General features: G+C 62.7%; 15 protein-coding genes. 6 read left to right on the top strand and 9 right to left on the bottom strand.

Annotated elements, in window-relative coordinates; translation table 11 throughout:
• Positions 1-83: 83 nt before the first annotated feature.
• Entirely contained in the window at positions 84-1,502 is a 1,419-nt protein-coding gene (locus L8V00_RS09490) for a SulP family inorganic anion transporter (RefSeq protein WP_338027553.1), read from the top strand.
• Positions 1,502-2,029, top strand: coding sequence for a methylated-DNA--[protein]-cysteine S-methyltransferase (locus L8V00_RS09485; protein ID WP_269944876.1), 528 nt, complete (start codon positions 1,502-1,504; stop codon positions 2,027-2,029). Before L8V00_RS09490 ends, L8V00_RS09485 begins: the two co-directional genes overlap by 1 nt.
• On the opposite strand, the gene L8V00_RS09480 is transcribed toward L8V00_RS09485, so the two are convergent.
• Both L8V00_RS09480 and L8V00_RS09475 read right to left on the bottom strand, forming a co-directional pair.
• Positions 2,026-3,315: an alpha/beta hydrolase gene (locus L8V00_RS09480; RefSeq protein ID WP_269944875.1), complete on the bottom strand. Its 1,290-nt coding sequence runs from the start codon at positions 3,313-3,315 to the stop codon at positions 2,026-2,028. The two genes, L8V00_RS09485 and L8V00_RS09480, sit on opposite strands and share 4 nt — an antisense overlap.
• Positions 3,312-3,623, bottom strand: coding sequence for a hypothetical protein (locus L8V00_RS09475; RefSeq protein WP_269944874.1), 312 nt, complete (start codon positions 3,621-3,623; stop codon positions 3,312-3,314). The genes L8V00_RS09480 and L8V00_RS09475 overlap by 4 nt, the downstream gene beginning before the upstream one ends.
• A 191-nt stretch (positions 3,624-3,814) precedes the next feature.
• Here L8V00_RS09475 and L8V00_RS09470 point away from each other — a divergent pair, with 191 nt between their 5' ends.
• Positions 3,815-4,741, top strand: coding sequence for a carbon-nitrogen hydrolase family protein (locus L8V00_RS09470; RefSeq protein WP_035004896.1), 927 nt, complete (start codon positions 3,815-3,817; stop codon positions 4,739-4,741).
• A gap of 5 nt (positions 4,742-4,746) precedes the next feature.
• Here L8V00_RS09470 and L8V00_RS09465 read toward each other — a convergent pair whose 3' ends face one another.
• From L8V00_RS09465 to L8V00_RS09455, 3 genes are all read right to left on the bottom strand, one after another.
• On the bottom strand, positions 4,747-5,922 hold the full coding sequence (locus L8V00_RS09465; protein WP_269944873.1) for an FAD-binding oxidoreductase: 1,176 nt from the start codon (positions 5,920-5,922) through the stop codon (positions 4,747-4,749).
• A 117-nt stretch (positions 5,923-6,039) separates the two neighbouring features.
• Positions 6,040-7,143, bottom strand: coding sequence for a CaiB/BaiF CoA transferase family protein (locus tag L8V00_RS09460; RefSeq protein WP_269944872.1), 1,104 nt, complete (start codon positions 7,141-7,143; stop codon positions 6,040-6,042).
• A 62-nt stretch (positions 7,144-7,205) separates the two neighbouring features.
• Positions 7,206-8,372, bottom strand: coding sequence for an acyl-CoA dehydrogenase family protein (locus L8V00_RS09455; protein ID WP_239316262.1), 1,167 nt, complete (start codon positions 8,370-8,372; stop codon positions 7,206-7,208).
• Between the two features lie 330 nt (positions 8,373-8,702).
• On the opposite strand from L8V00_RS09455, the gene L8V00_RS09450 reads away from it, so the two are divergent.
• Entirely contained in the window at positions 8,703-9,371 is a 669-nt protein-coding gene (locus L8V00_RS09450) for an NYN domain-containing protein (protein ID WP_338027552.1), read from the top strand.
• 75 nt (positions 9,372-9,446) lie between these two features.
• Positions 9,447-10,220 (top strand): IclR family transcriptional regulator, encoded by a 774-nt coding sequence (locus L8V00_RS09445; protein ID WP_269944870.1) that lies wholly within the window; start codon positions 9,447-9,449, stop codon positions 10,218-10,220.
• A 4-nt stretch (positions 10,221-10,224) separates the two neighbouring features.
• Here L8V00_RS09445 and L8V00_RS09440 read toward each other — a convergent pair whose 3' ends face one another.
• The 4 genes from L8V00_RS09440 to L8V00_RS09425 all read right to left on the bottom strand — a co-directional run bounded on the left by L8V00_RS09440 (position 10,225) and on the right by L8V00_RS09425 (position 14,032).
• Complete coding sequence (locus L8V00_RS09440) at positions 10,225-10,875, bottom strand: hypothetical protein (protein WP_269944869.1); 651 nt, start codon at positions 10,873-10,875, stop codon at positions 10,225-10,227.
• A 104-nt stretch (positions 10,876-10,979) separates the two neighbouring features.
• Positions 10,980-12,266 (bottom strand): TRAP transporter large permease, encoded by a 1,287-nt coding sequence (locus tag L8V00_RS09435; RefSeq protein ID WP_269944868.1) that lies wholly within the window; start codon positions 12,264-12,266, stop codon positions 10,980-10,982.
• Between the two features lie 3 nt (positions 12,267-12,269).
• Positions 12,270-12,887, bottom strand: a complete 618-nt coding sequence (locus L8V00_RS09430; RefSeq protein ID WP_269944867.1) for a TRAP transporter small permease — start codon at positions 12,885-12,887, stop codon at positions 12,270-12,272.
• Positions 12,884-14,032, bottom strand: coding sequence for a TRAP transporter substrate-binding protein (locus L8V00_RS09425; protein ID WP_269944866.1), 1,149 nt, complete (start codon positions 14,030-14,032; stop codon positions 12,884-12,886). The genes L8V00_RS09430 and L8V00_RS09425 overlap by 4 nt, the downstream gene beginning before the upstream one ends.
• 275 nt (positions 14,033-14,307) lie before the next feature.
• Here L8V00_RS09425 and clpB point away from each other — a divergent pair, with 275 nt between their 5' ends.
• Complete coding sequence (gene clpB, locus L8V00_RS09420) at positions 14,308-16,971, top strand: ATP-dependent chaperone ClpB (protein WP_269944865.1); 2,664 nt, start codon at positions 14,308-14,310, stop codon at positions 16,969-16,971.
• Positions 16,972-17,179 lie beyond the last annotated feature (208 nt).

Raw genomic sequence — 17,179 nt, 5'->3', positions numbered from 1 at the left:
GGAGCAAAGAAGATCCGGAGCGTTATCGGCCGGACCCGTCGGTGAAAGTAGCGCTGACGACCCCGCGGATCTTGGTCCGGGAGATGCTCGCTGGGCTGGTGGTGGGGCTGGCGCTGATCCCGGAGGCGATCTCTTTTGCCGTTATCGCGGGCGTGGATCCGAAGGTAGGGCTTTTCTCGGCTTTCATCATGGCGGTAACAATTGCCTTTGTCGGCGGTCGCCCGGCGATGATCTCCGCAGCGACGGGTGCGGTGGCGCTGGTGGTCGCACCGATTGCCCGGAACTACGGCATGGACTACCTGATCGCCACCGTGTTGTTGGCGGGCGTGTTCCAGATCGTGCTGGCGGTTCTGGGGGTGGCGAAGCTGATGCGTTTCATCCCGCGGAGCGTGATGGTCGGGTTCGTAAACTCCCTGGCCATCTTGATCTTCTCCGCGCAGATCCCGGAGCTCATTGATGTTCCTTGGCTGGTCTACCCGCTGGTGGCGCTGGGGATCTTGCTGCTGGTGTTCTTCCCGAAGTTAACTACGGCCATTCCGGCGCCGCTGGTTTCCATCGTGGTCGTCACGGTGCTGGTGGTGGTCTGTTCCATTTCCGTGCCGACGGTGGGCGACAAGGGTGAGCTGCCACGCAACCTGCCGGAGCTGTTCATCCCCCAGGTGCCGTGGACGTTGGAGACGCTGCAGATCATCGCGCCCGTAGCTTTCGCGATGGCGCTGGTGGGGCTGATGGAGTCTCTGATGACGGCGAAGCTGGTGGACGAGATCACCGATACCCACTCCAACAAGACCCGCGAGAGTTTCGGCCAGGGCATTGCAAACATTGCTTCCGGCTTTTTCGGCGGAATGGGCGGTTGCGCGATGATCGGCCAGACGATGATCAACGTGAAGGCGTCGGGCGCGAGGACTCGCATTTCTACCTTCATGGCCGGCGTTTTCTTGCTCTTCCTGCTGCTGGTGTTGGGGGACATTGTGGCGATCATTCCGATGGCGGCGCTGGTTGCGGTGATGGTGATGGTTTCTGTGGGCACTTTCGACTGGCACTCGATTAAGCCGTCGACGTTGAAGCGGATGCCGAAGAGCGAGACCTTCGTGATGGTGCTCATCGTTGTGGTGGTTGTGGCCACCCATAACCTGGCGATCGGCGTGGTGGTAGGCGTGATGATGGCCAGTGTGATGTTCGTGCGCCGTGTGGCCCACCTGATTGATGTGCGTCGCGAGGTTGATGACGCCGCAGCTTTGGTTCGCTACACGGTCGAGGGGCAGTTGCTGTTTGCATCTAGCAACGACCTCACCACGCAGTTTGAGTACGCGCAGGACCCAGATCGGGTTGTTATTGATTTCTCGAAGTCCAACATTTGGGACGCTTCTTCGGTGGCTGCGCTGGACACCATTGAGAACAAGTACCGGCAGCGTGGGAAGACGGTGGAGTTTGTGGGGATGAACGAGTTCTCCTCGGCCTTCCATACGCGCCTGACGGGCGAGCTGGGCGGCGAAGGCTAGTGGCAGGGCAGGTAGGCGGGGCAGTGCTGAAGTTTGATGCGCTGAAGTTTGATGCACTGAAGTCTGAGGTCTTCCCCGGAAACGAGCTGTTGGCACTGGCCACGGAGCGGGGATTGGTGGCCATAGAGTTTGCACACTTGCGGCAGGGGCGAGAATTGCCACCTGCCGAGGGCGCGGCCGCCCAGCACTTGGAGGAGGCTGCGAGGCAGCTGGGGGAGTACCTCGCGGGGGAGCGGCGGGGGTTCACCGTGCCCGTGGACTTCAGTGGCGTGACCACTCCCTTCCGACGCCGGGCAACGCAGGCTCTGGCGCAGATTCCGTATGGGGAGACCATTACATACGCCCAGCTGGCGGCTCTGGCGGGCAATCCGCGTGCCGTCCGGGCTGCGGCCTCGGCGTGTGCGCGCAACCCGCTGCCGATCCTTTACCCCTGCCACCGGGTGATCCGCAGCGACGGGAGCCTCGGCGAGTACCGGGGTGGCGTGGAAACCAAGCGGGCGCTGCTGGAGATGGAGTGCGCACTCTAATTTTGCACATTCACCTCTGGGGACCACATGTAGGAACTGTGGGCGTCGGTTTCCCCACGGCTCATGAGGTAGAGGTCCAGGATTCGGCCCCAGCCGTAGCTGCTCCAGCTGCCAGAGTTAGGGGCAAAGTCTGGCGACGCCGGATCCTTGCCGTGCACCCCAAAGCCCGGGGTGGTGGCCAGTCGGATCATGTCGCCGGGCACATGCTCGTTGATGACCTGGCCGTGGCCGGCCTGTGAGTTCAGCTGCAGATCCTCGGCGTGTTGTGCGTGCACGCCGGGGCTGCCCCAGAAGCGCACCTCGTCGGCGGCGAGCCCCTCGCTGCCTTTCTCCGCGGCCTCCCCGACCACGACCGAACCGTAGCTATAGCCCACCACCTGCAGCTTTGCGTCAGGGTTCCGCTCGCGCAGTTGGCGCTGATGCTCTCGCAGCGCGGTGGCGCCCTCCTGCGCTGGCGCCCGGGAGATCGCGCCGGGCAGATCCCCCGGAGCCGAGTAGCCATGCCAGGCCACCACCGCCACGTTCCTGCCGTGCGCCGCGGCATCTGCAGCTGTCGCCCGCGCCCACGCCTCGGTGCGCGTCAGCGCGTCCGCATTGCTCGACCCCACGCCGCTGACCAGCGTAATCACTTCGTCGGCGCCCTCGACATCACCGACGGTCACCACCGGCCCGTGCGGCGTATCCACCCTCTGCACCGGAGGCAGGTTCTGGGGACCCTTTATTGATGACGCCCCCTCGACCTCACCGACCCCAACATCACTTCGGGGTGGCGCGACCGTGCCACTGATCGCGGAGATTGCGGTGCCGGACACCCGGTCCAGCACACTCGCCAGCTGGAGAGCCCCGCGCAGAATATTGGTCAGCACCAGCGCCAGGTTCTGCGCGGCCTCACCGATGCCGGGGATCAAGGCCAGGTGGCGGGCGGAGACTTCCCCGTCTTGGTGCACTGACATCAATGCCCCGCGAGCCAACCCCACGGTCGTACGCACCACAGACCGGGTGGGCCCCAGAACGTCGGCGTGGGTATCCGCCAGCTGGCCGATGGTGCTGCTGCTGAAACCGGCGGTATCCAGCTGGTTCGCGGCAGAATCGGTGGCGTGACCGGCGGCGTCCGCGGCCTGGCCGGACCAATCCGCACCCCACTTGGCCTGCTCCCGGGCGTTCGCAGCGTGGCGGGATGTCTTGTCGCCATTGCGAGTGAAGAGGTCGGCGGCGGAGCGCAGGGCCTCTACCTTTGCGCTTTTTAGGGCGTCTACGGTGACTGTGCTGGTTGCTGAACTGATCATCGGCCGGCCCCCGCGAGGGCATCGGAGCCGTCGGTGTCGGCGATGGATACGTTGTCGGCGTACATGCCGATGGTGCGGCCCATGTTCGACAGCTGGCGGCCGAACCCCGTGAAGGCCGCGTGGAGCCTGTCGGCGGCCGTATTGATGGCCCGCGTGGTGGCGCCGCCCGGAATGTCCGGTGCCGATGCATTGGCGACCGAATAGCCAGCCGAGGCGCACTGCACTCCGTCCTCGTTAATCACCTCGCAGCGCCCGTGGATTGCTGTTGTATCCAGCGCCATTGTGTCCAGATAGTCCAAAAATCCCATCGTCGAATAGTTCACGTGCTTACCCCCTGGAGATCGCGACCTGCTTTCTGGGAGTGAGTGTAGGGAGGCTAGGGGCGTCAAAAAAGAAAAACTTTTCGGGGCTGTGGATAACTCAGCTTTATCCACAGGGCGGCCATCGCGGCGCTGCCAAAAGGGGGCGCGATGTCGGCAATGTCGCTAGGGTGGACTGTATGCGTATCGCTGTCATCCAGATGAAGGCCGAACCGGACGTGGAAGCCAACCTGGCTCGCATCCTGAAGTACATCGCGTCCGGCGCGGCAAACGGTGCCGACCTGGTCGTTTTCCCCGAGGCGGCCATGTTCCCCTTCGATAGCGGGCGGCTGGATACTGTCGCCCAACCGCTGGATGGGCCGTTTGCCCAGGCGATTATCGACACGGCCAAGAAGCACGGAACTACCGCAGTCGTCGGCATGTTCACCCCGGCCGACACGGTCTACCGCACCCCGAGTGGGCAGCTGGTGGAGGAACAACCCAGCGACTCCCCGGAGGCCAACCAGTTCCGCCGTGTGAACAACACCCTGCTGGTCGCGGGGCCGGACTACGTGACGCACTACGACAAGATTCACACCTACGACGCCTTCGGCTACCGCGAGTCCGATACCGTCAAGCCGGGTAAGCGCCGGGTAGTCATCGACGTCGGTGGCGTGGGCGTGGGTCTGGCTACTTGCTACGACATCCGCTTCCCCGGCCACTTCGTGGCTATGGCTGCCGCGGGCGCGAAGGTGATGGTTGTGCCTTCTAGCTGGGCTGATGGTCCGGGCAAGCTGGAGCAGTGGCGCGAGCTCACCGCGGCCCGCGCGCTGGATTCCGCCAGCTACCTGATCGCCGCGGGCATGGCACGCCCGGGCTCGCCGGAGCGTTACGGTACTGCGGATGGCCCCACCGGAATCGGCCACTCTGTGGCGATTGGTCCGAACGGCGCCCGACTGGCGGAGACCGGCTACGCCGCCCAGGTGCTGACCATCGACATTGACCCGAACTACGTGGACAAGGTTCGCAAGAACCTGCCCGTACTGGAAGGCCACCACACCGACCGTGAGCTCGGCGTGGGGGTCGATCTGGTCGGTGACGTGGAGGAAGCTCAGCAGCTGAAGTAGCTGAATTAGTTAGGCACGTCGAAACGCAGCTGCTCGCGGTTCGCACCAGCGCGGAGGAAAGCCTCCACGGTGTGGCGCTTCATCTCTGGGCCACCCGTGATCAGCACCTCGGCATCGCGCCACGAACCGCGCTCGGCGGCCACATCCCCTACCAGGCCGCGGGCGGTGTAGGCCTCGAAGTCCTCTGGGGCGGGCGCATCTTCCTGCACCACCAGGTACAAATCCAGCCAATCGAAGGCATCCTCGAAGCCCACCAGGCCCTTCCACTCGTAGAGCTCGTCCGGGTTCTGCGCGCCGAAGAACAGTTGCACCATCGGCGGGCGCTCCTCCGACTGGATCAGGTCCAGAAGGATCGCCCGCACCGGCGCCAGACCCGTGGACCCGGCCACCATCACCACCGGCTTCTCGCCGGAAATCTGCAGGTCGCCATATGGATTGGCCACCACCCACTGCTCGCCGGGCTGGGAGCCCTCCACGATCGCACGGGAAAACGGCCCGACGGCGCGGACGTGAAACTCCACCAAACCGTCCTCGTTAAAAGGAATCGCCGGGGAAAGCGCCCGCCACAGCTGCGGAGTATGCGGCGTGCGGACCTCCACATGCTGGCCGGACCAATACGGCAACGGCGGATCCATCTGCGCGCGGATCACGGCGATGGCGTCACAAGGATGAAGCACCTCGAGCACCTGTGCGGCCGAGGTCGCAGGCACGTCGACTTCCTCGTCCTCGAGCGCACCGTAGGCAAGCAAGCTACATCCGAGGTTGATTGTGTCGCTGAGCTTTTTTGTGACGCCCATATACTCCCCAACAGCCTCCACCAATGCGGACTCTAGCGCCTCATAATGCTGAGAACCCACGCCGAACTTTCGGAAATCCCGGCCGGTAGCGACCAAGAATTCGGCTTGGTCGGTGGCGAACTCACCGCCGGAGGTGATGCCGCGCAGGACGAAGCGGATGGTGCGGTCCAGGTAGGCCTCGTCCAGCTCCATCGTCTGAGCGAAATCCGGGGTGGGGTTGGCGTACTCGGCGCCCGCGACGTGCGGGAAGTGCACGGTCATGGGCTTGGGATCCATTGCGTGCAGCTTTGCGCGGGTGAGCTGGACCAGGTCGTGGCGGTGTTCTTCAATGAGCGTGAGGAACTCTGCGAAGCTGTATTCGTCGGACGAAGAGTGGCGTGCCACGAACTCGAAGTCTCCTTGTTCTACAGGGGGTTCTACAGGGGCGGGCTGAGGCAACCGGGTGAGGGGCCGATTGGTTGCTCCTCATTGTCGCACCCGAACCTGTGAATTGGAACTCCCCTATTGGAAAGCAGGATTGCCGAGCTGTTGCGGGGCAGTGTGGTACTCGATTGGGGTATCGGAGAAGTTGATTGGGTTGCGGACGCTGCGCATGCCCTCGACCTCGACGATCGGATCCAGGCCTAAGGATTCTGCGAACTCGAAGGCCTGTTTGATGTTGTTCACTGGGCCGGCAGGAACCCCGGCGGCACGCAGCTTCTGGAACCACTCCTGGGCACCAGCCTGTGCCAAAGCACCTTCGATGATCTCCGCCAACTCGGCACGGTGAGCGACACGGTCGCTGTTGGTGGCGAAGCGGGCGTCATCAATAAACTCCTCGAGCCCCAGCACCCGACAGGTCCGGTGGTACAGCGAGTCGTTGCCCGCGGCGATGGCGAGGTCGCCCTCCTGGGTCTTAAAGACCTGGTAGGGGGCGATGGAAGGGTGAGTGTTGCCCATCGCCTTGCCGATTACGCCCGCACCGACGAACGCGCTGGCCTGGTTGGCCAGGGAGGACAGCAGGGTGTGCAGCAGGTTGATCTCGATGTGCTGGCCCTTGCCGGAGGAGGTACGGGAATGCAGGGCGGCGAGGATGCCCATGCCCATGTGCAGGCCGGTGAGGACATCCACCAGCGCCACGCCGACCTTCACGGGGTGGCCCTCCTCGCCGTTGATGGACATGAGGCCGCCGACGGCCTGCACCATCAGGTCGTAGCCACCGATGTCCGCGCCCTTGCCGGAGCCGAAGCCCGAGAGGGAGGCGTAGATCAGGCCCTCGTTGTGCTGGCGGAGTGTCTCGTAGTCCAGCCCCATGCGCTGCATCGTGCCGGGGCGGAAGTTCTCCACCAGGATGTCGGCTTCCTCCGCGATGCGGCGGGCCTGCTCGCGACCCTCGTCGGTGGAGAGGTCGATCTCCACGGACTTCTTGTTGCGGTTCACACCGGCGAAGTAGGTGGACATGCCCTGCGCGTTGACGGGCGGTGCCCACGAGCGAGTGTCGTCGCCGACGCCCGGACGTTCGATCTTGATGACCTGCGCGCCCATGTCCGCCAGCATCATGGTCGCGTAGGGGCCGGCGAGGACGCGGGAGAAATCGGCCACGACGATGCCTTCGAGGGGACCCATAGGTTCCTTTCTGGTTGGGGAAGGTTGGGAGGGGGTGGGGGCTGGGTTTGGGAGCGCAGGGCTTAGCGGAATGCGCCCTTGCCGGTGAGGGCCTGGCCGATGATCAGCTGGTGCATCTCGGCGGTGCCCTCGTAGGTCAGCACGGATTCCAGGTTGTTGGCGTGGCGCAGCGGTGAGTACTCCAGGGTGATGCCGGAAGCGCCCAGCAGGGTGCGGCACTCGCGGGCGATTTCCAGGGCCACGCGGGTGGAGTTCAGCTTGCCGACGGAGACCTGGTGCGGGGCGAGCTCGCCCTTATCCTTCAGGCGACCGAGCTGCAGGGCCAGCAGGACGGACTTGTTGAGCTCGACGGACATGTTGGCCAGCTTCGCCTGGGTGAGCTGGTAGCTGGACAGAGACTTGCCGAATACCTCGCGGGTCTCGGTGTACTCGATGGCGGTTTCCAGGCTGTCGCGGGCTGCGCCCAGGGCGCCCCAGATGATGCCGTAGCGGGCCTCGTTCAGGCAGGTCAGCGGGCCGCGGAGGGTGTCGATCTTCGGCAAGCGCTGGGAATCCGGCACGCGGCAGTTGTCCAGCACGATCTCGCCGGTGATGGAGGCGCGCAGCGAGAGCTTCTTGTGGATCTCCGGGGCGGTGAAGCCCTCCATGCCCTTTTCCAGGATGAAGCCGGCGAAGCCATCCTCGGTGCGGGCCCAGACGACGGCCACGTCGGCGACAGGGGAGTTGGTGATCCACATCTTGGTGCCGTTGAGGACCCACTCGTCGCCGTCGCGGGTTGCGCGCGTCTTCATGGACGCCGGGTCGGAACCGGCATCGGGCTCCGTTAGGCCGAAGCAGCCCAGGTACTCGCCGGCGGCCATCTTCGGCAGGTACTTTTCCTTCTGCTCCTCGGAGCCCCAGTGGTGAATGGCGAACATGGCCAGGGAGCCCTGGACGGAGACGAAGGAGCGCAGGCCGGAATCCACGGCCTCGATCTCCATGCAGGCCAGGCCGTAGGCGACGGCGGAGGCGCCGGGGCACTCGTAGCCTTCCAGGTGCATGCCCAGTGCGCCGAGCTGTCCGAACTGCGGGCCGAGCTCCTTGGCGGGCAGGGTGCCGTTGTCGAACCACTCCTGAACGTTGGGCTTGAGGGATTTGTTGGCGAAGTCCGCCATGGCTTCTTGCAGCATGCGCTCTTCGTCGGAGAGCAGGCTGTTGAAGGAGGTGAGGTCGAGCGGGGAGGTAGTCATGCCAGTCTGTTCCTTACGTATATAGGTATCGGGATACTGATTTGCGTAGTATTGAGTGTAGGGGAAGTTGTTTCGTTCCGAAAGGCTTTTGCGAAAATTCTTTCATGCCCCGCATGGGAAGGCGCGCGCGTTAGGGGTTGCGTATGTCGTGGGGCTGACTAGAATCAGAGCCATCAGCCTTAGCCGTTGACCCTCCATTGATCAGGAGAGCGCCGATGACTAAGGCTTTCATGCTCCTGGGGGATTAGTGAAGGGGAGGAAATGGGGGCTCAGCGGCCAGTGGTGACTGCAATCTTGGTGGACGGAGGGTTTTACAGGAGACGAGCTAGATTGCTCTTCGGGGACAAGGAACCTTCTGAAAGGGCTAACGAATTAGTGGATTACTGTCGCCGTCATATCCGTACGGCAGGGGCTAATCTCTACCGAATCTTCTATTACGACTGTCAGCCTTCGGAACGGGTCTTGTTTCCCCCGCTGGCTCAGAAGCAAGTCAATCTTGGTAAGAGCGAAGAGTTCAGGTGGAACTCTGAATTTCTCAAGGAAATTGTCAAGAAGCGCAAAGTTGCCCTCCGACGAGGTGAAGAATTAGAGACGCAAAACGGCTACATGTTGAAGTCCGCGCCTTTGAAGAAGTTGTGCCGTGGCACGATCAGCGTCGATGATCTACGGCTTGAGGATTTCTATCTGGATATCATCCAAAAAGGCGTGGATATGAGGATCGGTCTCGATATAGCCACCATGGCAGAACGGGGCATTGTCACACAGATAATAATGATTTCAGGAGACAGTGATTTTGTGCCTGCGGCGAAGTATGCCCGGCGTGCTGGCATTGATTTTATTATCGATCCACTATGGGCACGTATTTCGGATAGCTTAAATGAACACGTCGACGGAGTCCGAGAATGTGTAAGACGTCCACCTTTAAATGAAGAGGATCCACTACACACCGAGTGTCGTGAGAAGCGGCAACCACAGGATTCCGAAGACTTGGAGTTGTGACGTTTAGCTGTGAAACTGAGTTTCTCAGCTATCGTTCTGCGCAGTCCTGCCGCCCCAAGCCGAAAGGAACCCCCAATGTCCGACGCGCCCCACTCAGAGTCCGCGCCGCGGTTCCCCTTTCCCGTCGACCAGCAGCCCGGTAGATCCCACCACCGCACCGTCGACCGGATCGCGGACATCCTGGAGTTCGTGGCCCGCAACCCGCAGCCGCGCGGACTCACGGACATTTCCAAGGCCATTGGCGCCCCGGTAAGTTCCACCCAATCCCTGGTGAATGGTCTGGTCGCGGCCGGATACCTGGAGGAACGGGATAAAGCCTTCCGCCTGGGGCTGGCTCCGTACCTGCTGAGCACCCTCGCCGGTAGCCGCCCCGTGGATCAGGTCACCCACGAGATGCTGGAAGACGTGGTGGAAGAGACAGGCTATATCGCCGTGTTGGCGTCATTGGTGGGCGACAATGTCTACTACCTCGACTACGCGCTATCGGACCCCGAGTTCGAGTACCTGGCGCAAAACCGGCTGCAGCGCCCGCCGCTCGAGACATCGGCGGGATGGGCGATCCTCTCCGGGCTGGGGCACGAGCAAGTGTGGGGGATTCTGGCGGCGTCTGAGAGCTCGCAGGAGACCATCAATAAGTTCCAGCGTTGGTACCCAGACATGCGCGCGACCGGCGAGTGCGTGGCCCCCGGCGTGGCTTTGAACGGTGCGGATGGTGTGGCCGTGCGCGTCGAGAGCCAGGGAGTGGCGGTGGCCTCGGTGTCCGTCATTGCCTCGACCGAGCAGATCGCGCGCGACGCGGATCGGATTATTGAGGTCTTAAGACGCCACAGCTCCCGCTGGAACCGTTAGCAGCTTAAGCTGAGTTCGTCGTTGAAGAAGTGGCGGTGATTCGCCAGTCCTCTCCCTGGGGGAGGGCGTGCAAGATGGTTTCAAAGGCGCTGGAGATTAGTGCGGGGCGAAAGCTTTCCGCGTAGTACGCCTCCTTGGAAACCACTTTTTCACCGGAGAATGCGGTGATCTTCCCTCGTTGCTTCATGTGGTGACGAGAGATGGTCTGTTCGAGCAATTTGACGGAGCTGGCCCAAGGTTCGTCCTGTTCATATGCGTTGACGCTTCGCTCGCAAGCGGAGATAGCTTCGATATCGGAAACTGAAGGTATGCCGAAGTCGGAAATCGCGCTCATACTGATGGAGTGGAGAGCTGAGAGCGCGGAACTTGGCAATGCGGAGTCCCACACGGCAAATAACGGGCGAAGAGGGAAGCGATCCTCTTTCGATCGCACGGTTAAGTGTGCGCGAATAGTCTGTAGATCTTCAATAGTGTCGTGGGTAGCATCATTAATTTCCCAAAGGCTAAGAGGGATTACCTTTCCGTCGGAATCGCCGGTGTAGGAAAAACTCAGGGATAATTCGGCCCAGCGAAACCGGTCGAAAAAGAGGTCGGGATCCACCTTCTCTTCGGTGAAGGTGGATGCTTGCAGGACAACGTAGCGATCCTTGTACATGGACTAAACGCTAATGGATGCTCTGCAGCTTAAACAGGTTTTGAGCACTATGCGTTCTCTAGTGTTTTAGAAAGGAACCCCATCCCCGATGGGCACGGGCCAGCTTAAGCGGCTAACTCCGGCATCCACAGCACCAGCTGGGGCCACAGTAGGAAGGCCAGGGCGATGACCAGCATGATCACGACATAGGGGAATGCTCCCTTGAACACAATCATCGGGTTGATGCGCACGGCCTTGGAGACCACGAACACGTTCAGGCCCATGGGCGGGGTGACCATTCCGGTCTCAGCCAGCAGCACGATGAAGATGCCAAACCAGACGGGATCGTAACCCAGGGCTTCGACGATGGGCAGGGTCACCGGCACGGTCAGGGCGATGATGGCGATCTGGTCCATGAAGAACCCCAGGATCAGGTACACCGCGCCGATCAGAGCCATGATTACCAGCGGGTGCAGGGAGGACTCGCCGATGGCGCTGACCAGCTTCGGGGTGACGCGCGTTTCGGTGAGGAAGTGGCCCAGCACGTGCGCGGACATGATGATGGCGAAGATCATGCCGGTGGTCTTCACCGTCCCCAGTACAGTTTCGCCGAACTTCTTGGTATTCCAGCGGCCCTTCGCGATCACCAGGATCAGCGCGGCCAGCACGCCCAGAGCGGCGGCCTCTGTGGGCGTGGCGATGCCGGTGAAGATGGAGCCGACTACCGCCAGGAAGATCAGCAGCAGTGGGGAAGACTTCAGCAGCTGCAGCCCCTTCTCTGAGAGGGGAACCGACTCGCCCTGCGGGGCGCGGGAGCTGTCCTTCAGGAAGCCGATGTACATCACCAGCACCAAGCCCAGCGCCACTACCACGCCTGGAAAGAAACCTGCGATCAGAACGTCCCCCACGGGAGCCTCAGCGGTGATCGCGTAGAAGACCAGGATGATCGACGGTGGGATCATCGCCGCCAGCGTACCGACCACGGCCACCAGGCCGGTGGCGGTGCCCTTGTGGTACCCCTCCTCGATCATGCGGGTAGAGGAAGTCTGCGCCAGCGTGGCCGCGGCAGCGGTGGACGATCCCGAGACAGCCGCGAACGCGGTGCCTGCACCGATGGAGGCGATGGCGGTGCCTCCGGGGATGCGGCCGACGAGCGCCTTGGCGGCGTCAAAAACAGAATCCAGAAGACCAGACATCAGCATCAGCTGCGCCATCAGGATGAACAGCGGCACGGCGGACAAAGAGTTGGAACGCACGGCCGCGAACGGCGAGGTCTCCATGGTGGCGATGGCCAGCTCGACCCCGCCGAGGGCGATCAGGCCGACCGTGGCCGTGCCGAAGATGGCGAAGCTGACGGGGACGCGCAGGATAATTAGCGCGACCAGCAGCACAACGATAGTAAGCGCAAGCATGGTTTAAACCTCTTCCTCGCCGGGGTCGTAGTCGGTGTAGGGGCGATCCCACGGGGTGATCACTTCGCGCACAAAGTCCAGCGCGGCGACGAAGGCACACAGGGCGGCGGCGATCGGCACGATCACGCGGTAGGTCCAGTCGGGAGTGGCCAGGTCAGCCATGCCGGGCAGGGTGGCGTGACCCAGGGAAAACGCCATGTAGGTCTCGTTCCACCCGCCGATGAAGACGAAGATCATGGAGATGACAACGGCCAGGTGGATCAGCAGCAGGATGGTCTTCTGTACTTTGGGCGCGAACTTGCTGAACAGCGACTCCACGGCGATGTGCGTGCCCGTGCGGTACGTGGTGACCAGCCCGAAGAACGCGGTGATCGGCAGCAGGTAGCGCTCGGTGACGGAGATGTTCCAGCCCAGAGGCGCGCCGAAGAACTCGCGCGCTACGATCTCCGCCAAAGTGACCAGCGCCAGCCCGAGGATGGCCGCGCCGGCGATCCAGGCGCACACCGCGGAGACCGCGTTTTGGATCTTGTCGAAGCCCGGGTGGTCCTCGGTGTGGTAGCCGTATGTGCTGCGATCGGCGGTGCCGTGGTGGCCGACGCGGATGAAGTTACTGCTAGTCATGATTGCTCCTTCTTTGCTTCCGCTCGGGTCTTCGGGTCGGTGACGCCCGCACCCGCGCGATCCGCATGGCGCTTCAGCGCGTCCTCGAAGTCGTCCACGACCCGCTGGGCGGGGTGCCCCTTGGATTCGGCGACTTCGATCCACTTGTCTAGGACGGGCTGGGAGATGTTCTCCCACTCCTTGGCCGTTTCGCCGTCGGTGACGTCGTAGAAGCGCACGCCGGCATCCTTCATCTTCTGCACTGAGTCTTCGCGCGCTGCGTTGAGCTCTTCGCAGACGGACTGCTGGGACTTGTCCGCAGCGTCGGTGAGCGCCTTCTTCTGCTGGTCGTTCAGTCGGTTCCAGGTATCCAGGTTGATGCCGTAGAAGAAGGTGAAGTTGCCCTGTTGAGCGCCGTAAGTGCTGGCGTGGACCACGTCTTCCAGCCCGTAGGGGGTGATGGAGATCGGGCTGGCGAGCGTGCCTTCGACGGTGCCGCGAGACATTGCCTCGTACATGTCGCCGATGGGCATGCTCACGCCGGCGGCGCCGATTTCGTCGATTACGCGGTCCAGGGCGCCGCCGGTGGAGCGGAGCACTGCGCCTTGGAAGCTGTTCGGATGCGAGGGGTCCTGGCCGGCCGTCATGGCCTCGTAGCCGGGGATGGAGCCGGTCCAGAGCGGCATGAATTTCATGGGCTCGAGCTCTTCTTCATAGAGGACGCCCCCTGGCTTCACCAGGTCGCGAAGTGCGTAGGCGGTCACGCATGCATCGGAGCTGAACCCCGGAAGGTCGCCCACACTGCTGAGTGGGAAGCTGGAGCTGACGTAGGAGGGGGAGATGACCGCCATGTCGACCACGCCGCTGCGGACGACGGAGGGGATGTCGGCCTGCTTGCCCATTTGTCCGGAGGCGTAATACTCGACGTCCACGGAAGAGTCTTTTTCCAGCTGGTCGAGGAAGGGTTGAGTGCCACCTGTGCCGACGGGGTGGGTGAGCGAATAGCTATCCGCCATCTTTAGCTCCGCAGTGCTGCCGGGGGCGTAAGGTTCAGCGGAGGAGCTGGAGCAGGCGGTGAGCGCGCCGGGCAGGGCGGCCGTCATGGCGACTGCCGCGATGGCGGAGGCGACCCGGCGGGTGGGGCGGTTTTTGTGGAGTCGGAGCATGGTCCCTATCACCTTCTCGTTACGGATGCGTTTTACGGATATAGGTAATCTGTTCCCGATTTGGATAAGTTTCATCTAACCTTTAAAGCATTCAAAAGGCGATAGTTTTCGTCGAGAAAAGTAGATCGGGGGTGAACTTGTGGGGTAAATCACACTCATATACGTAAATTGAGCGGAATAGACTCAAGGTTGTGGTGGTTGAGTCAGGTGTACTCAAGTAAAGTCGGGAGCGTGCAACCGCGACCGGCATGAAGCCGTAGGAGGTAGATGTAGAAATGACGAGCTTCAACCCCACCACAATGACCCAGTCTGCAATGCAGGCTGCACTCCAGGATGCCTCCGCCAAGGGCAACCCGGACATTCGACCGGCGCACCTGCTCGTTGCGCTGCTGGAGCAGGAAGATTCCATTGCTCTGCCAGTGCTGCAGGCCGCAGGCGTGGAGCCGCAGACAATCGCGGCTAAGGCCAAGAACCTGGTCGCCGGATACCCGCAGGCCACCGGTAGCGAGATGGCAAACCCGCAGTTCAACCGCGACGCGCTGAACGCGCTGACCGCCGCCCAGGAGCTGGCAGAACAGCTGGGCGATACCTACGTTTCCACCGAGGTTCTGCTGGCCGGTATTGCCAAGGGCAACTCCGACGCTGCGAAGGTGATGCACGAGGCAGGCGCCACCTTCGAGGCCATCCGTGGAGCTTTCGAATCCGTTCGCGGCAACCGAAAGGTCACCACCGAGGAGCCGGAAGGCCAGTTCCAGGCACTGGAGAAGTACTCCACTGACCTGACTGCACGCGCCCGCGAAGGCAAGATTGACCCAGTGATCGGACGTGATCAGGAGATCCGGCGAGTCGTCCAGGTGCTCTCCCGTCGCACGAAGAACAACCCTGTGCTCATTGGCGAGCCTGGCGTCGGAAAAACCGCAATCGTCGAAGGCCTGGCCCGCCGCATCGTCGCTGGCGATGTGCCCGAGTCCCTGCGCGGCAAGAAGCTAATCAGCCTGGACCTGGGCTCCATGGTCGCCGGCGCGAAATACCGCGGCGAATTCGAGGAACGGCTGAAGGCTGTGCTGGACGAGATTAAGGAGGCCGAGGGCGAAGTTGTTACCTTCATCGACGAGCTGCACACCATCGTCGGTGCCGGTGCGGGCGGGGACTCCGCCATGGACGCCGGCAACATGATCAAGCCGCTACTGGCCCGCGGTGAACTGCGACTGGTCGGCGCGACCACTCTGGACGAGTACCGCAAGTACATCGAAAAGGATGCCGCGCTGGAGCGCCGCTTCCAGCAGGTTTATGTCGGCGAGCCGACGACGGAGGACACTATTGGTATTCTCCGTGGCCTGAAGGAACGCTACGAGGTGCACCACGGCGTGCGTATCCAGGACTCCGCGCTGGTGGCGGCTGCGACCCTGTCGGACCGCTACATCACCAGCCGCTTCCTGCCGGATAAGGCCATCGACTTGGTGGACGAGGCCGCTTCTAGGCTGCGTATGGAGATCGACTCGCGACCTGAGGAGATCGACAACGTGGAGCGTGTTGTCCGCCGCCTCGAGATTGAGGAGATGGCGCTGGAGAAGGAGACCGACGCTGCCTCGAAGGACCGCCTCGAGCGCCTGCGCAGCGAGCTGGCCGACGAGAAGGAGAAGCTGGCCGGCCTGACCGCCCGCTGGGAGAACGAGAAGGGCAGCATCGACAGCCTGCGCGAGCTGAAGGAAGAGCTGGATAACCTGCGCCGCGAGTCTGAGATCGCCGAGCGCGAGGGCGACTTCGCCAAGGTCGCCGAGTTGCGCTACGGACATATCCCGGACGTGGAGAAGAAGCTGGCCGAGGCCGAAGAGACCGTAGCTGAGCAGCAAGAAGGCATGATGCTGACGGAGGAGGTCACGCCGGACACTATCGCCGACGTGGTTTCCGCCTGGACCGGCGTGCCCGCGGGCAAGATGCTGCAGGGCGAGACCGAGAAGCTGCTGAACATGGAGCTCGTGCTGGGTAGCCGCGTGGTTGGCCAGCACCGTGCAGTCGATGCGGTATCCGACGCGGTGCGCCGTGCGCGCGCCGGCGTTGCGGATCCTAACCGCCCGACTGGTTCCTTCCTGTTCCTAGGCCCGACGGGCGTGGGTAAGACGGAGCTGGCGAAGGCTCTGGCCGACTTCCTCTTCGACGACGAGACCGCCATGGTGCGCATCGACATGTCGGAGTACGGCGAGAAGCACTCCGTCGCCCGCCTGGTCGGTGCCCCTCCGGGATACGTCGGTTACGACGCCGGTGGCCAGCTGACCGAGGCCGTGCGGCGCCGCCCCTACACGGTGGTGCTGTTCGACGAGGTGGAGAAGGCTCACCCGGACGTGTTCGACGTGCTGCTGCAGGTGCTGGACGAGGGGCGCCTGACCGATGGCCAGGGCCGGACCGTGGACTTCCGCAACACGATCCTGATCCTGACCTCTAACCTCGGTGCCGGCGGCACGGACGAGGAGGTCATGGAGGCGGTGAAACGCGCCTTCAAGCCGGAGTTCATTAACCGACTGGACGACGTGCTGATCTTCGACCCGCTGTCTGCTGAGCAGTTGAAGTCCATCGTGTCTATCCAGGTGGGAGCTCTTGCTGAGCGCCTTGCGGCCCGTCGTTTGATCCTGGATGTTACTGATGACGCCCAGTCGTGGCTGGCCGAGCATGGCTACGATCCTGCCTACGGCGCCCGACCGCTACGCCGCCTGATTCAGAAGGCAATCGGCGACCAGCTGGCCAAGAAGCTGCTGGCCGGCGAGGTGCGCGATGGTGACACGGTGCGCGTGGACATTGACCGCAGTGGCAGTGCTGGTGCTGGCGCTGACAGTGCTGGCGTTGACAGTGCTGGCGGTGAGGGCGCCGGTGGTAGCGCTAGCGTGGCTGATGCTCCGGGGCTGGTTATCACCTCCCTGGGTGCCGTCGAAGACGAGGGCTAATGCCTGACGGTTCTGACGGTTCTAACGGTCAAATGCTGTTCTGAGCGGCATGAACGCCCCACCTGTTCTGAACTGCTCCCCATTAGTTGGACTGAGAAATCAGTTACCGACTAGTGGGGAGTAGTTTTCATTGAGAGCACGAAGTTCGCTGAGTGAGCATCAGCGTGAGCAGCTGGTGGAGTGTTTCGAGCAAGACATGGGCTGTGCT

Origin of the sequence: Corynebacterium evansiae, assembly GCF_027570065.1 — a bacterium.
GTDB classification, from domain to species: domain Bacteria; phylum Actinomycetota; class Actinomycetes; order Mycobacteriales; family Mycobacteriaceae; genus Corynebacterium; species Corynebacterium evansiae.
Note: the sequence above shows the minus strand (reverse complement) of the source record. Positions and strands in the feature narration are given on the sequence as shown.

Bases quoted from the DNA above. Each gene is read 5' to 3' on its own strand.
- L8V00_RS09435 (WP_269944868.1), bottom strand. From the start codon at position 12,266: ATGCTTGCGCTTACTATCGTTGTGCTGCTGGTCGCGCTAATTATCCTG.
- L8V00_RS09430 (WP_269944867.1), bottom strand. From the start codon at position 12,887: ATGACTAGCAGTAACTTCATCCGCGTCGGCCACCACGGCACCGCCGAT.
- L8V00_RS09470 (WP_035004896.1), top strand. From the start codon at position 3,815: ATGCGTATCGCTGTCATCCAGATGAAGGCCGAACCGGACGTGGAAGCC.
- clpB (WP_269944865.1), top strand. From the start codon at position 14,308: ATGACGAGCTTCAACCCCACCACAATGACCCAGTCTGCAATGCAGGCT.
- L8V00_RS09440 (WP_269944869.1), bottom strand. From the start codon at position 10,875: ATGTACAAGGATCGCTACGTTGTCCTGCAAGCATCCACCTTCACCGAA.
- L8V00_RS09425 (WP_269944866.1), bottom strand. From the start codon at position 14,032: ATGCTCCGACTCCACAAAAACCGCCCCACCCGCCGGGTCGCCTCCGCC.
- L8V00_RS09455 (WP_239316262.1), bottom strand. From the start codon at position 8,372: ATGACTACCTCCCCGCTCGACCTCACCTCCTTCAACAGCCTGCTCTCC.
- L8V00_RS09480 (WP_269944875.1), bottom strand. From the start codon at position 3,315: ATGATCAGTTCAGCAACCAGCACAGTCACCGTAGACGCCCTAAAAAGC.
- L8V00_RS09445 (WP_269944870.1), top strand. From the start codon at position 9,447: ATGTCCGACGCGCCCCACTCAGAGTCCGCGCCGCGGTTCCCCTTTCCC.
- L8V00_RS09475 (WP_269944874.1), bottom strand. From the start codon at position 3,623: ATGGGATTTTTGGACTATCTGGACACAATGGCGCTGGATACAACAGCA.
- L8V00_RS09460 (WP_269944872.1), bottom strand. From the start codon at position 7,143: ATGGGTCCCCTCGAAGGCATCGTCGTGGCCGATTTCTCCCGCGTCCTC.
- L8V00_RS09490 (WP_338027553.1), top strand. From the start codon at position 84: ATGCTCGCTGGGCTGGTGGTGGGGCTGGCGCTGATCCCGGAGGCGATC.